Origin of the sequence: Natrinema amylolyticum, assembly GCF_020515625.1 — an archaeon.
GTDB lineage: Archaea > Halobacteriota > Halobacteria > Halobacteriales > Natrialbaceae > Natrinema > Natrinema amylolyticum.
The window spans coordinates 881,507-896,233 of record NZ_JAIWPJ010000001.1; the positions used below are offsets into that span (position 1 = coordinate 881,507).

The following is a 14,727-nucleotide window of genomic DNA, read 5'->3' on the forward strand; positions in this document are numbered from 1 at the left end:
CCAAAATTTGAACCGTCGAAAGGGGTGTTTAGCCGAGATAGCCTAGATCCTCCAGTCGGTCCTGTACCTCTCCGTCCTCGATATCCCTTCGAGTCACATCCCGGTCGGGACCGACCGACCGGCCCTCCGCGTCGGTGTGAGCCGTTAGCCGGTCACGGAGACAGTCAACAACCGCCGGATGGTCACTAAGAACATCCCGCTGTTCGTCAGAATTTCTCTCATGGTCAAACAGTAGTTCCTCGTCGGTAGTCTCATTTCGGATATACCGCCACCGGTTGGTACGAACGCTCCCGTTGTACGCGGGGGTGAGGTCAGCCTCGCTGAACGCAGCCGGTTCCGACCGGAACTCGGGCAAAGTTTCGTCATCCGTCGGCGTCGGCATATCAGTCTTATTTGCCGCGTAAGATGTATCCGCGAACAGCGACCGCCCAGAGAACGACGCCGGAACATCACCTCCTGCATGCTCAACGAGAGTAGGTGCCACGTCTACGAGTTCTGTCACCCTGTCACAAGGAGTGCTTCTGCGACCCGGATCACGGAGGATAAGGGGAACGTGAGTCAGTTCGTCGTAGAGTTGGTGAGGGTGGGAGTAGCGACCGTGCTCGTAGAACTGCTCGCCGTGGTCGGCTGTCACGACGGTTAGGGTTTCCTCAAAGAGGCTCCGTGCGCGGAGCGCATTGAAGAGGTCGCCGAGACACTGGTCAGTGTACTCTACTTCAATACGGTACAGTTTTTTGAGTTGCTCATGCTCAGACTCGGTCACTTCGTCAGGGCGCTTCAGAGCTTTGCGCCAGAGGTGTTCCCCCTGGTACTTATTCAGATAGGCATTCCCAGACTTAGCTTGATATGGCCCGTGAACGTCCATATAGTGTAACCAGAGGAAGAATGGTCGGTCATCGTCACGACCATCAAGCCACTCGACCGCGCGCTGGTTGAGTTTCTCTGCCGGGAGATAGGCATGTTTTCGGAACACTCGGAGTAGTTTGTCTGTGAGTATCTTGGCTCGACCCGAGAAGCGGTCGAGCCCCGAGAGCGGAAGCCGGGCATCAAACTCGTCGAAGCCCTTATCGAAACCGAATAAGTTTGAGAGCAGCGGGTTAGAATGGAACCCTGCCGTCTGGTAACCCTGCTTGCGGAGGACTTCTGGAATCGTTGGTTCGTCGTTAATGTAGACGCCGACCGTCTTATCAGAGAATTCAACATACTGGAGGCCGCTCGGATATTTAGACGTGAATAGTGAGGGCATTGAGAACGTCGTGAAGGGCCCCTGTGAGAAGGCGCGCTCGTAAACGGTTCCACTCTCAGCAAGAGTATTGTACGTGGGTGTGTCGTAGTCGGACTCGTAGATGGCGTCGGCTCGAAGGGAGTCTATCGTTACGAGTAGTATATTATTTCCTTTTGCCATTTTTGATCCGTGATCTCTATAGTAATATGATTGTGAGAGTAGGAAAGAGAAGCTTATGATTTGCTGGTCAGACTATACTATGGCTCGATCGTAGGTTGATGTGATTTCTTTTAAGTGGGTTTCAACTGGAAACTCAGAGAACGCCCGTTGAGCCGCTTGTTCGCCCATTTGTCGACGTCGCTCCTCATCTTCGACCAGTGTGTGGAGTCGGTTAGTAATAGTATCTGCACTGCCAGTCTTTGGGATGAGATAGCCAGTTTCTCCATCAACAATCTGTTCTGGAATTCCGCCGCTTCTGGAACCTACGATTGGTTTCCCAGCAACCATTCCTTCTAAGACGACGCCTGGGAAGGGGTCGTCGTGGCGAGGTATGTGGACGAGGACGTCAGCGGCAGTGATAGCAGAAACTATGTCAGGATAGAAGCCGGTCATATGGACATTTGAATGTTTTTCAGTCCGCTTTCGAAGCTCCTTTTCGTAGTCTTCGTAGCCTTCCACGCTTCCGCCGACAATTGCGATCTCCATATCGACATCATCACTCATGATATCAGCTACATCTAGCATCCGGTCCTGTCCCTTGTTTCGAGTCAGTTTCGAGACCTGCAACGCTAGGAACGACGAGTTGTTTATTCCAATATCCTTCCGAAATGTAGTTCCATCAGTTCGGCCGTCAAACCTCTCCGGCGACGGAAGGCCATCGTAAACGACATTGACTTTCTCGCTTTCGATACCGACTTCCTTGAACATCACTTCTCGAGTCCGTTCAGAGACACAAACGATTTCATCGGCGAACAGCACGACGAACCAAGAGAGGAGCACTCGGACTACTTTTGATTGTAGGCAGGCCCGGACATGACAAACTGTATCCGCACCTCCGAGTTTACCCGCGAGGAGACCGAACGGGTAACGAATTTCGTTGACGTGGATAATATCTACGTTCTCACGTCGAAGGAGAAGCGTGAGTGAAACTACCGACAAAAGGGTAGACCAAATGTACAAGAGATGTCCGGCAAAAGACCGCTGAGCGCGGAGTGGTTCGGTCCGATGGAATCGAAGGTCTATTTCTGCGTCTTGGTACCATGACGCGATTCCATCGTTGTTGGGAAGGACTGCGATAGACTCCCAACCTCGGTCACGAACTCTGTCAGCTAGCCTATACATCCATTGGGATGCACCACTATGTATTTGGGTAGTAGAACCGTAATAAAGAACCTTCATCTATCAGTAGATGCTTCTGAAGCATACTATATGATTCCTTCGGCATAGGAGGATAGGAAACTCAATGGGGTGGGACCAAAGGCGAGATAGATAATGTAAAGTTCGGACGTTATAATCTCAGGGCATGATCGATAGCCTATGCGACGAATTACAATCTCTTGATATCAAAAATGTATTTATATACGTTGGAGATGCTGTTCGATGGGACTATCTCCCAGACGAAGTCGCGTCGGCAGGAACTGTCGTAAAGACAGTCGCGTCCTCTATTCATAGCCCACCCTCGTTCGCCTCACTAGCGACTGGGCGCTATCCGCCGAACCACGGGGTGTTCTCGTTCTCGAATCAGGTAAATCCCGACGTGCCAACTATATTCGATTTGAAGGACTACGAGACACGGTTCCTGAACTCCGTTCGTGAACAATCTCATGACGTCGATCCAATTCATTCAGTGCTTCGAGAACAACCGCCTGACGTAACTACCCCGTTCGAAAACATCTCGTCGCCGTTCGTAGTGATGGAACGCGGCCCAGGCGGTCATGCTCCGTATGGAGACTTTGATGGTACTGCCTGGGAGTATTTCCGCGCCCGAGGCGGAGCACCAATAGAGTGTATCCGTTCGGAGTACAGACAGGCAGTTGAAGCAGACGCTACTGCCTTCCAGCAGAGACTAGATGACCTTGCAGATGCAGGACTAACTGAAGATACGTTGGTAATCTATACATCCGACCATGGCGAACTACTGGGAGAGGATGGTGGGTTAGGTCACAACGCACCGATGCGGCCTGAACTGGTCTCTGTCCCAACTGTATTCGTTCACCCCGATATCGGAATCGGAAAGGTGGCTGACCAACACTTCCGACATGTAGACTTACTGCCAACCATCATGTCAGTACTATCAACTTCACTCAATAGTGAACTGGATGGACAGGCCGTAACTGACGGCCTATCTGATGATCCAGGACTAACTTTCTACGAGAGTTCATTTCTTCCAGATAACATTCCATTCTTCGATGGGAATCTCCACTATGAGGGCGCGTGGGATGCCAGCGGAGGATACACATTTGCCAAGGGCGGACGGAGCAATAGGCTCGCTATTCTCTTTGGTAAGACTGTGAAAAGTTCGAAACGTTCCTACCTCCATCGGAATATCAACCGGGCCACCAAGTCATACTGGGCAGATGAGATGTGCTTTGGGCAGCCCGGCTTTGAACGTGATCAAGCGCTGGATCACCTTCGAAAAGTTAAGGAGCGGAAAGTGGCTTCGACTTCAGTTGACCTGACTGGAGATGCTGAAGACCATCTACGTGATTTGGGATATCTCTAAGCCAAATACGATGGTGAATTTGGGGCTGGGAGAATCAATGTTGAAATCTTTCTGGAGGTCTTCGTAGATCTCGAGCGTCTTGCGATCATATTGCCGCACATGAAGTGAGCAGCCAGCTCCGCTTTTGAGAATATTGATGGTAGAAAGATATCCTATGGTTTGTCATATGACGTATCATAGATGTCCAGTTCAGAATGGTGTAAAAAGACTATAAGAAACATTCTCGGCTAAAGTCCTGTTATTGGTCTACGCCACAAGAGCACTGAACAAACCACACCGTTTGGCTCCGACCATGCGCAAGCGCGGCCCCTCTTCCGGTTGGACATAGCTCTCTGACACTTCGTCCAACCGAAGGTACCGCAGAGATTGTTAGCATCCTTGCAGTCCTTCTTCCGTTTCTGATCTTTGAGCTAATCCACTTGTGCAGATAGCGAGAGCCCCATTCAACACTTTGTGAAGTCTATCGTAGATCGTAAAGTAGTCGCTTCCCACTTCCAATACAGTTCTACTGCCAGCGTACTATGAGGGCATCAAGGCCCACGTCGGCACCGCGGACTTCTTCGGTGACTTTGCCTTACTCGTCAAGGACAGTGGCCTATTCTTTGCGCTTGTAAACATTAATGCCGGACAATGATCGTCATAGTACCCTCTGTGGTCCTAAATGTCGGAAGCGGAACGACATCTCTCTGGGCTTGCAGCCGCGGTCGATCCCGGTTAGTCGGGCTGTGCTTCCAATTCCTCCGTACCTTCCCGTCGAAGATCCGTGAGTCTTTCACACTTGGATATACATATGTATCGATGTTAAGAGCATTATAACGTACTTGACGCTTGGGGGTTCAGAAGAAATCCTCACAAAATTACTTTCGTTATAATCCCGAGTCACAAATGTAACCAATCGCGCCAAAGGATAACGTTCTTACCCCGACAGTGAATGCTAATGGACGATGCCATCAGAACGTCCTAATATTCTTTTCGTCGTTCTAGACACCGTGAGGGCACGAAGCCTCTCCCTCTACGGTGCGTCACATAATCCCGATGTGACTCTTTCTCGTCTGGCCGCCGACGGTGACCTATACACGACAGCTATCGCTCCGTCAGCATGGACGCTTCCCTCTCATGTCTCGATGTTCACAGGGGAGTTACCGTCGGAACACGGAGCGACTGGTCCCGCTGCCTCGCTAGATCCCGGCGGCTCGCTCCCTCAACGGTTGGCTGCGGCGGGCTATCAGACGTTCGGCGCGAGCGCGAATCCATTCATCGGTTCGAAGAACAGTTTTGCAGATGCCTTCGATGAATTCTGCCACCTAATCCCGACGCCGACGACCCGTCTATTCGAACGTGGTAACGACGCGCTCGATTTGGCTCGAAATATCGACGCCACCGGATTAGGGAAACTTCCCGTAGCCGGGCGTCGTATCGCTGCCACCGACGCCCCGATCCGCACCGCGACTAATCTACTGTGGTACCAGCTAAGCCGTCGTCAGTCTAGCCGCGAACGGAGGAATCGGGCCCTTTCGGGGGGCACAGAGATCACCCGTGAGCTAACGCAGTTCTTCCACAGAACAGACGGGCCGTTCTTCGCATTTGCGAACTATATGGAGGCACACAGGCCCTACTGTGCTCCCAAATCGTACATCGAACAGTATTATCCTGACGACATTGATATTGACCCAGATGATGTCGACTTAGACCCCTGGGCGCATATCCTCGGGGTAGACGAGCACACGGCCGCGGAGATTCGGGCTGCAAAGGCGCTCTATACCGCGGCGATTGCCTATTTGGATGACCAGATTGAGCTGTTACTGGACGAGATGGACAACGCTGGCATTCGAGAGAACACTATTGTCGTCGTGACGAGCGACCACGGCGAAGCCTTCGGTGAACGTGGCCGACTTGATCACAATTGCCTGTATCAACCTGTCACTCACGTCCCTCTGATCATCGACCATCCCGGCCGCGGGCACTCAGAGACAACTCGGCCTGTGAGCCTTCGGTCACTGTACCCGACGTTGTTGCATGCAGCTGGTATTGACGATGCCGATGGGTCATCGCTGTTTGCTCATGAGGCTACTAAGGAACCAGTTGTCAGTCAGTACCTGGACCTACATGTAAAATATCTTGATAGACGGTTCGAAACCGAGAGAGTTGATCCATATCGGGAACGCCTCCAGTCGTCATTCTCCTCAACGCATCAACTTCTGGTCGGCGAGAGAGGTACAGAGGAACTCTTGTCCATGAATGGACGGGCCAAACCGATTAAGGGCAAGGAGCAGATTCGAGAACAGCTCCGTATGGGAATACCGTCGTTCAAGGACACCACTCTGTCGCAAGCGGATTCCAACAGCGGTCCAGATAAGGAGATGCTGCGGTCGCTCGGCTACCTCGAATGAGCGGTGAGGACCTCGGCGACGCGCTGAAAGGCGTGCTAGAAGGAGCCATCATTGTTCTCTTTGGGACCATTGTCGGTCGGGGTGCAGGGTTGTTGACTGAGGTGTGGGTCGTCCGACTCTTCTCACAGTCAGAGTATGGCCTATTCCGTCTCAGCATCCTCGTTACAACGCTCATAGCGTCGATCGCGACGCTGGGGTTCGTTACTGCCATCCCCAGACAACTTGGTGTTGAGCGAGGGGAAGGGACCACCAACCAAGTAAGACAGACTATTGGGGCCGCATTCATCGTCAGTAGTACTGCCTCGCTCTTTCTCGCCGTCCTGCTCTACCGATTTGCCTCGCAGGTTGCCGTGATGTTCGACACGCCGGCGCTGGCGGGGCTCTTACGGACGCTCGCCGTCGCGCTCCCAGTCGTCGTGTTGCTTGACCTTATCGTGGCCGTTTCCCGTGGGCTGGGGAACTCGAGACCGAAGCTCTACTTCCGGACATTGGTCCCGAAGTTCGGATTTCTCGCCGGGGTCGCAGTGGTCAACGTACTAGAGTATCCGTTTGAGACCATCGTCATCGCGTGGGTCGGCAGTCATGTCCTTGCAGTGGCCGCCTCGGTGGTGTATGCTCGTACCACGTTTGAACACCAGCCCTCGTGGCCCTCGGTCACCATCAGTCGCGATCTCGTTCGGTTCTCGTTCCCCCTCCTTGCTGTCTACATCATCAACTCCATTGGGTCCTGGATAGACACCTTTGTCGTAGGGTACCATGGGTCTGCCACTGTTGTCGGACTCTACAGCGCGACTGTCCTTCTTACACGGTTGATACCGATGGTTCTCGGGTCAGTCAGTTTTATGTACGTTCCCATAGCCTCAAAATTTCATGGGCGGAATGATCAGGAGACCGTTAGTATGATTTACACGACAATGACAAAGTGGATTACCGGATTAACCCTCCCAATCTTCCTGACATTCATCCTGTTCCCTGGCGACATACTCTCGGCCGTGTTCGGCCCAGAGTTCCGAAACGGTGCCACCGTTATGCAGTTGCTGGCAATCGGATTTATGACCCATACCTTACTTGGGACGAATGGTCAGTCATTGATTATGCTCGGACGACGGCGCTTTCTCGCACTGTCTCAAAGTGCTTCCGTTAGTATGAATCTTGCTTTGAGTTTTGCGCTTGTCCCGCTTATCGGTATCGAAGGCGCAGCTATAGGGTCAGCCGTTGCCTACACAATTACGAATGTAATCACTTCAATGTATTTGTACCACGTCGCTGGTTTACACCCCTTCTCATGGAACTACGTGATACCAGTCGGCATTACGATAGCTATCTTTAGTGGAATTGGTGTGCTTGTTTCTCCAACCACGCCACTCTCACTGGGTACGTTATTTTTGTTTGCAATGGCTATCGGCCTTGCACATGCAAGCGTATATATTGTCACTCGGAGCGTCAATGAGGGCGAGCTAGAGATGGTCCGTGCAGTCTCTAGTAGTCTTGGACTTCCAGTCGGGCCTGTAGTACGGATACTCAAGTGGGCCTCTAAACCATAATCCCGCCTTCTGTGTTCCTTATCATCTACAACTACAAACCAACTTATATAGTTAAAATGTGAAATCTTGCGTACTCGTGAAAGGCCGTTCATGATCTGGTTCACGAGAATGATATACAACCGAAGAGAGACGAAATCCCCGGTTACAGAGCTATAGACTGAGTTAGGATTCAAATCACCTATTAGAAATAACTACTGTACCTCGCTAATGAGATAAAAACGGCATATTTTATTCCATACTATGAAAATATGTTAAACCATATATTTATTTTACTAAAATAACATAAATGCCTTTCACTTCTCGTCGGACATACAATATTTCACCGGCCAAAGCAAGGCTCTAATTCCAGACTATATCGAATGGAAATCGGAACACCATAGAACGTATTTTCGGTAACTTAATCAGTAAACCCCTTATTCCTCTACTATATTATCCGCGCTAAACCTTAAACCGACGAAAAGAGCTCGAACAATATGCTACTTGGTTCACTACGCCAAACTAAACACTACTGTACTCCTTATGCGAATCTCTTAATACCGGACACTGACAATAGAACTCTAACGAACGTCAAATCATGTATTCTATTGAACAGGTGTTGCGGGGGATACGTAAACCACGTCGCGTTGCTGTTGAGCTAAACCGGATTTATAATGAATATCTCCTAAATGTCGATCGAATTTCGGTTATGGAACAGGATTGGGACAACCTGATTATTTTGGATGCCTGTCGATTCGATCTATTTGAAGAAGTGTCAAAATTCGATGGAGATCTTAATTCAGTAATTTCTCAAGGTTCATCAACTGCGGAGTTCCTCCGCGGTAATTTCGCTGATAACAGCTACTACGATACGGTCTATGTTTCGGCGAACCCACAACTGGAGCGCCACGATATGGTAGAGAATTTTTACGCTTGTAAGCGACTCTGGGAAAATCACTGGGACCCTGATCTTCATACTGTGATGCCGTCAGACGTAACTGACAGTGCTATTGAAACAATCGAAAAACATCCGAATAAACGGCTTATCATTCACTACGTCCAGCCCCACTTCCCGTTTATCGGCGAACTTGGCCGTGAGATAACCCATTCCGGATTTGCTGAGACACCAGGTGAGTTGGACGAAACAGACGCTCCGACAGTGTGGGAGCAACTGGAGAGTGGGAATCTCTCAGGGTCCCTCGTCTGGAATGCGTACCGGGAAAATCTTGAATGTACACTTCCGGAGGTACAACGCCTGCTCAATTCTATCGATGGGAAATCAATCGTGACCGCTGACCACGGAAATGCATTCGGCGAAATGGGTGTGTACGGACATCCAGGGAATCACTATATTGATGCACTGGTCCGCGTTCCGTGGCAGATTGTCAGTGGCAAAGAACGAAGGTCAATAACTAGTGCTAGTGAAAAACTAGATAATTACCGAAAAGAGGATTCTACAGTTCAAGATCGCCTTGCAGATTTAGGATATAAGTCCTGAAGGTCAGATTTCCAGTCCGCTCTATTTGATGATGTTCTCAATATCCTCTGCTTGGTTTAGGTCCGTGTGGAAAAAGTCTTCATTTCTGGAGATCTTCTCTTCAGACCAGTCCCACCATGATATATTATTTATCTTTTCTCTCGTGGGTTGTTCAAAACGATATTTTCTGTGACTTGCTGGAACGCCGGCGACAAGTGAGTAAGGTTCCACATCATCCACTACGATTGCTCCTGCAGCGACTATTGCTCCATCACCAATGGTTACTCCAGGTAAGATGATTGCTTTTGTTCCTATCCAGACATCATTTCCGATGCATATAGGTTCACATTCTGTTGGAAGTGGCGTTCCAATTTTGTCTTTATAGAAACTAAGCTGCATACTGGGCCAGTCTGTTTTATGGTTTCGACTTTGAAATGTTGAGTTTCTAGCAATTGCACAATATTTCCCGATCGTTATTTCTCCCCCCATCATTTCAACAGAATCATTCAGAACTGTTCCTCGTTTAATCGTTATATCGCCCCGTATCCTTGACCCCGACCTTACTGTACACCCCTCATCTATTTTCACATTCCCCCGTATCTGACTACCTGACTGAATTACGGTGTTTTCACCTAGATCAATTTTTCCGGCCAATTTTACCCCACGCTCTATTTTTGACGATTTACTTGCACATATATTATCTATTATAGGGGACTTATTTATAAGAAATCTGATTGGAAATGGATACCCAGTACCAGTTGCGATTTTCCCACCTATCGAACGGACTACTGAAGGTACAGCCATCATTATGATAGATATCCTCTTTCGCTGGCTTATAGGACTTGGCCATCCGTCAGCCCTTTTAACTCATCCACCGAATGGTGTTTATGAGTACAAGTATGAAGGTCGGAATTGGTGTTGAGAGGTTGTTTGGGCCACAAAATGGTCCGAGAACATACCGACGTAGACTCTGTCCTGCTCTTCTTGAACTAGACGCCGATCTCGAGCTATTTTGTTTTCACTTTACTAAACAGACCCATGAATTGTTTGACCACCCTCGGGTACAATCAGTTCTTTTACCATCAAGTCCGTTGCTTGCGGAAAGACGATTAAACCGCCTTAATCTTGATGTGATTCACCTAGAAGCAGCCCTTCACCGCTTTCCATTTATTAGTTTCTTTAATACACCGACTGTTTCAACAATTCATGGTATCGAACCAATAACGCTAGATAGTATGGAATCATCTCTGAAGGTAGATGTTGAGAAAAAGTATATCTGGCCACAATTAGCTCGGACTCTTGACCAAATCATAGCGGTCTCAGGTGTTGCAAAGAGACAGCTACTTGACAACTATCCACTCAAGCCAGACCAGGTAACTGCCGTCTACAACGGCATCAATCATGAGCAGTTTAGTCCACTCGCCGAAACGGCTGTCGACGAGGTGTTCACGAACCTTGGTGTTGAACGTCCATACTACGTCTCTGTGAACAGTTATACCGAGCGGAAAAACCCCGAGACTCTCATCCAAGCGTTCGACGCAGTTGCTGATACACTTCCAGAGTACTCCTTCTTGATCGCCGGACCGGGCTGGGAGAAACCAAAGGTGAATCGACTTCTCCGCGAATCCGACAACGACGACCGCATCCATCGCCTCGGAACAGTGCCATACGAGGCACTGCCTGCGCTGTACACCGGTGCTACGGCTATTGTTTCCCCCACTTATCAGGAAAATTTTGGCCTTACACTTGCAGAGTCAATGGCATGTGGCACGCCGGTCATCGCGTCCAACGTCTTCGCGGTTCCTGAGACAGTCGGTAATGGGGGTATTCTTATTGATGACCCCGAGGATACAGCCGGTTTCGCAGCAGCGATGGAGCGCCTCGCAACTCACGACGAACTCCGTGCTGAATACGAACAGTCCGCCCAAGAGCAGGCTAGTCGGTATACTTGGGAGCGGTGTGCAAGTGATGTCTTGGATGTCTACGAATCTATGGTTGACTAGTCAGACTTATCAGTAGAGCTAATTACGTAGTTACTATTGACTCTGCCGATCTGTATTCCACCGGCAGCGAAAATCACTGCGGGTACCATAACGACCACCCACTTCAGAGTGTTGACCATCGTTGGTGAGAAGTCGCCACGCATTGTCCCAACGACGAACTGTGTGGCGAAGATCGAGTAGAAAATCACCAGTCCGGGATTTGTTGCGGACGACGGTCGGAGGTAGCCCATGACTTTCCCAACGATGACTCCGAGGACGAGTCCACCTACTAGGACACCGACTATCCCGAAATTCAGATATAACTCACCAGCGATGAACGGCGGTGTACCGGAGCCGACGATGCCCTCACCTCTTGCATAGATGAGAACGCCGAGTTGCTGGCCAAGGTTGATTGGCTTCGATGGCCACACTGCTCGTGGAACTGGAAACACAGCCCACGTGAACAGTGTGCTCCCAAAGCGGTAACCGGACTCTTCGGGTACCATGTGGAGGATATGTGCGTGAGCAACAACATTACCCCTGTTAGCCTCAAAAAATCCAATCAGGCTCTCCGGACGGAGAAGGTTCCCTACCTCAAGAGCCGAAGCCCCTTGCCACGACGCTTTCCGGAACTGTAGCATTGCGTTCGACAAGAAAATGCCGGTGGGGACAACAGATACAAGTTTGGCACCTGTCACCTGTTCATCTAAATAATATGCAATAACGAGTAGCGCGATGAGAAAGAGCAGGAGCGTCGACCGTTGGCTTGTGTAGAAGGGGAGGAATGTAGCGGGGAGAAAGCTCAGTCCAAACAGTATACCAGAAGTCCACCGCTGAGACAAACTGGACGTGAGATAGTTGGCAAACAAGATGATCGATCCATACTGGAGAAACTGCGCCGTCCACCGGATATACTCGTTCGGTGGCCGCCGTTTTGTAGAGAGATCACTGAGTGAGGTCGGTATCCCCCCAGTTGTCAGCAACAGCGCCAAGAATCCTACTGTGCCGATAGAAACAAATACGAGTCCTATGCAACGCGCGCGCTCGTGGTTCCAGCGCCCCATCGTGACGGGCGGTCGTCTCTCGCGCCCAGACCAAAGTGCCACCCCAGTCATGAGCGCGGCCACGTAAACGACGATCAGTAGCATTGGAAGGACGAGGTACTCAGGATCGTTTCCAAGCAACAGTCGGCGGTCATCGGGACCAAACGCGGCAATATCAAGTACTGGGCCGAAGACTGAGATGAGGTAACCGAGGCCAAGAAACGCCGTTGGAGCGAAAAAGTCGCCACCTGACACATACTTCACCGCGATTGGTGCCCCACCACAGATGGCCAATACCACGAGAGTACCGTTCGCCGAAACCGGCGCGATAGCTACGACTACTGATAGCGGCAGGGCGAATATGAGTGTAACTATCGTGGTGAGGTCTGACTTATCAAGTTGGTAAGTGAAAAAATTGTTATTATTCATCGATACCCGAGACTTTCCAAATGGTGCTTTACATCGTCGCTGAGCCCCTCGGTGCCTGCTTGCCCTGCACCTGCTCTCGGGGTCGGGCAATACTTCGAAAGGTCTCGCTCAATTGCCTCGTCGTCGACTGTCGCGCCGTCTAGTTCGAAGTCCCGACCGCCCCGGACATACAGTTTGGTGTTCCCCCGGTCATCTCGGACTAGTTTGTGCGTCTTGCTAATGACTGTCGCATACCGTCTGTCGAAGTGTGCCCCCTTGAACCCATCTGTAGCCGCTTCCGGGGTGTACTTGGGATTGACGTACTCCGCGACGGCCGGTTCGTCGTTCCGTTGTATATTAACCGTTTCTCCGCTCACACGGAGGATCTCCTGAAAGACGTAGCGGAGGTCAACCGGGCTCGACGGGTCAGCGGTAGGGCTCTCCCCGTTAGGGTATCTGATGACCAGCGGCACCTGCAACACCGTATCATGAACCGAGAACCGATGGGCCATGAGCCCATGGTCCCCGATGTTCTCGCCGTGATCGCCGACGACGATCACCATCGTGTCATTCGAGTGGTCCGCCTCGTCCAGCGTCTGAAACAACTGACTGAGTTGATCATCCAGATACCTCAACTCCCCATCGTAGAGCCGGCGCAATTGTTCGAACTCGGTGTTACTGATATCAATATTGCCAAGATGATATTCTTCGCTCTGCCCGCTCAGTTCGGTCAGGTCCTCCGTTTCGTCGGCGTCAAGGAAGGAGACAGAGTCCTCGTGATGCTGGTAGGGCGCGTGACCCTCCATGTAGTTCAGGAAGAGAAAGAGTGGTTCCTCAGAACTGTCAAGCAGATCAATCGCGTCCGCCGTCGTCCTCGCGCCGCCAAAGTCGGCTCGTCGGTAGAGCCACTTCCCGTAAAGCCCGTTCACAAGGTTCTTCAGTGGGTTCCCGGAGGTAAGCGTTTTCGCCAACTCCTGTACGCTCGGGTTCGTCTTTAGCACATGACCGATATCACGCGTCTCACGGAACAACTGCCACTGCTTATAGAGCGACTCAAATCCCCGGTTGAACCCGAAGTGGTCGCTTATCCAGATATTATTGCTGATACCGGTCGTGGCGTACCCCCGGTTGCGTAACCGCTCGGCAAGCGTCGGACAATCGGGGTTGAAGTAGAGCGAGCCGCCGTGACAGCCGTGTTCAGATGGGAGCTGTCCTGTGAACAGCGATGCATGAGCTGGCAGCGTCCATGGTGCATTCGTGTACGCCCGCTTGAACACGGTGGCATCCTCGCCGAACTGTCGGAGGTTCGGCATGGTTTCTCGATCGTGACCGTAGAGATCTAAGCTACGTGCTCTGACGGTATCCAGCACGACGAGAACAATGTTCGGACGCTCGAAAGACTCCATTTAGCCGTGATTTCTCAGGTGGTGTATAAAGTGTTCCGACCTTATCGAACAGTCTGCCGTCTGTTGGTAAGTCTGATTATTATAACTGCTATTGACTGAATCAAATTCTCAACAAACAGACGCCAGTTGGGAAAGTATAGAAGTGGACAATATCGTTTCGGTGTCACTGCTCAAAAGCGACTCATAACGCCAACGCTAACAAGCCCGGTGATACATTAAGCGAGAGCACACCCCCTCTTTACGTTCGAGAGTGTGATATCATGAGCACCTCAGGCGGGGCTCAAACCGCGAGAGACATGAAGCGTCACGTCGTCCGTGCTTACTGCGTGATGCACCGTATTCCCACGAGCGCGAACTCAAAGCATTGGGCAGCGTAGCGAGATCGCGGCAACAACCTATACCAAATGCCACCCTTTCAAGCAATATCACGATTCGTGATATCGCATTCCGCTTTGCTTTGATGACAGACAATCTTGAGACAGAAATTGTGACGCCGACTATGAGAAAGCCGTAGGCATATATCGTTATCGAAGCGTCGTCAGGCATCCGTGGTT

10 protein-coding genes are annotated in these 14,727 nt (G+C 50.7%); 5 read left to right on the plus strand and 5 right to left on the minus strand.

Features of this window, described 5'->3' with window-relative positions; genetic code table 11:
* Positions 1 to 28 precede the first annotated feature (28 nt).
* Positions 29 to 1,405: a sulfatase gene (locus tag LDH66_RS04370; RefSeq protein ID WP_226479848.1), complete on the minus strand. Its 1,377-nt coding sequence runs from the start codon at positions 1,403 to 1,405 to the stop codon at positions 29 to 31.
* A 72-nt stretch (positions 1,406 to 1,477) separates the two neighbouring features.
* Positions 1,478 to 2,623, minus strand: a complete 1,146-nt coding sequence (locus LDH66_RS04375; protein WP_226479849.1) for a glycosyltransferase family 4 protein — start codon at positions 2,621 to 2,623, stop codon at positions 1,478 to 1,480.
* A gap of 124 nt (positions 2,624 to 2,747) precedes the next feature.
* Between LDH66_RS04375 and LDH66_RS04380 the strand changes: the two genes are divergently transcribed.
* From LDH66_RS04380 to LDH66_RS04395, 4 genes are all read left to right on the plus strand, one after another.
* Positions 2,748 to 3,947 carry a sulfatase-like hydrolase/transferase gene (locus tag LDH66_RS04380; RefSeq protein WP_226479850.1) on the plus strand — a complete coding sequence of 400 codons (1,200 nt, stop codon included), beginning with the start codon at positions 2,748 to 2,750 and terminating at the stop codon, positions 3,945 to 3,947.
* Between the two features lie 944 nt (positions 3,948 to 4,891).
* Positions 4,892 to 6,337 (plus strand): sulfatase, encoded by a 1,446-nt coding sequence (locus tag LDH66_RS04385; protein ID WP_226479851.1) that lies wholly within the window; start codon positions 4,892 to 4,894, stop codon positions 6,335 to 6,337.
* Entirely contained in the window at positions 6,334 to 7,881 is a 1,548-nt protein-coding gene (locus LDH66_RS04390) for a flippase (RefSeq protein WP_226479852.1), read from the plus strand. The genes LDH66_RS04385 and LDH66_RS04390 overlap by 4 nt, the downstream gene beginning before the upstream one ends.
* A gap of 574 nt (positions 7,882 to 8,455) precedes the next feature.
* Positions 8,456 to 9,355, plus strand: a complete 900-nt coding sequence (locus LDH66_RS04395; RefSeq protein ID WP_226479853.1) for an alkaline phosphatase family protein — start codon at positions 8,456 to 8,458, stop codon at positions 9,353 to 9,355.
* Between the two features lie 21 nt (positions 9,356 to 9,376).
* Here the strand turns inward: LDH66_RS04395 and LDH66_RS23085 are convergent, their stop codons facing one another.
* A complete protein-coding gene (locus LDH66_RS23085; RefSeq protein WP_319004339.1) occupies positions 9,377 to 10,141 on the minus strand; it encodes a xenobiotic acyltransferase family protein in 765 nt (254 codons plus the stop codon).
* A gap of 92 nt (positions 10,142 to 10,233) precedes the next feature.
* Here LDH66_RS23085 and LDH66_RS04410 point away from each other — a divergent pair, with 92 nt between their 5' ends.
* Positions 10,234 to 11,337, plus strand: a complete 1,104-nt coding sequence (locus LDH66_RS04410) for a glycosyltransferase family 4 protein (protein WP_226479854.1) — start codon at positions 10,234 to 10,236, stop codon at positions 11,335 to 11,337.
* On the opposite strand, the gene wzy is transcribed toward LDH66_RS04410, so the two are convergent.
* On the minus strand, positions 11,334 to 12,788 hold the full coding sequence (wzy, locus tag LDH66_RS04415; RefSeq protein WP_226479855.1) for an O-antigen polysaccharide polymerase Wzy: 1,455 nt from the start codon (positions 12,786 to 12,788) through the stop codon (positions 11,334 to 11,336). The two genes, LDH66_RS04410 and wzy, sit on opposite strands and share 4 nt — an antisense overlap.
* Complete coding sequence (locus LDH66_RS04420) at positions 12,785 to 14,173, minus strand: sulfatase (RefSeq protein WP_226479856.1); 1,389 nt, start codon at positions 14,171 to 14,173, stop codon at positions 12,785 to 12,787. The genes wzy and LDH66_RS04420 overlap by 4 nt, the downstream gene beginning before the upstream one ends.
* Positions 14,174 to 14,727 lie beyond the last annotated feature (554 nt).

Excerpts from the sequence above, each read along its gene's own strand:
- LDH66_RS04390 (WP_226479852.1), top strand. The coding sequence starts at position 6,334 with ATGAGCGGTGAGGACCTCGGCGACGCGCTGAAAGGCGTGCTAGAAGGA.
- LDH66_RS04370 (WP_226479848.1), bottom strand. The coding sequence starts at position 1,405 with ATGGCAAAAGGAAATAATATACTACTCGTAACGATAGACTCCCTTCGA.
- LDH66_RS04380 (WP_226479850.1), top strand. The coding sequence starts at position 2,748 with ATGATCGATAGCCTATGCGACGAATTACAATCTCTTGATATCAAAAAT.
- LDH66_RS23085 (WP_319004339.1), bottom strand. The coding sequence starts at position 10,141 with ATGATGGCTGTACCTTCAGTAGTCCGTTCGATAGGTGGGAAAATCGCA.
- LDH66_RS04375 (WP_226479849.1), bottom strand. The coding sequence starts at position 2,623 with ATGAAGGTTCTTTATTACGGTTCTACTACCCAAATACATAGTGGTGCA.
- LDH66_RS04410 (WP_226479854.1), top strand. The coding sequence starts at position 10,234 with ATGAAGGTCGGAATTGGTGTTGAGAGGTTGTTTGGGCCACAAAATGGT.
- LDH66_RS04395 (WP_226479853.1), top strand. The coding sequence starts at position 8,456 with ATGTATTCTATTGAACAGGTGTTGCGGGGGATACGTAAACCACGTCGC.
- LDH66_RS04385 (WP_226479851.1), top strand. The coding sequence starts at position 4,892 with ATGCCATCAGAACGTCCTAATATTCTTTTCGTCGTTCTAGACACCGTG.
- wzy (WP_226479855.1), bottom strand. The coding sequence starts at position 12,788 with ATGAATAATAACAATTTTTTCACTTACCAACTTGATAAGTCAGACCTC.
- LDH66_RS04420 (WP_226479856.1), bottom strand. The coding sequence starts at position 14,173 with ATGGAGTCTTTCGAGCGTCCGAACATTGTTCTCGTCGTGCTGGATACC.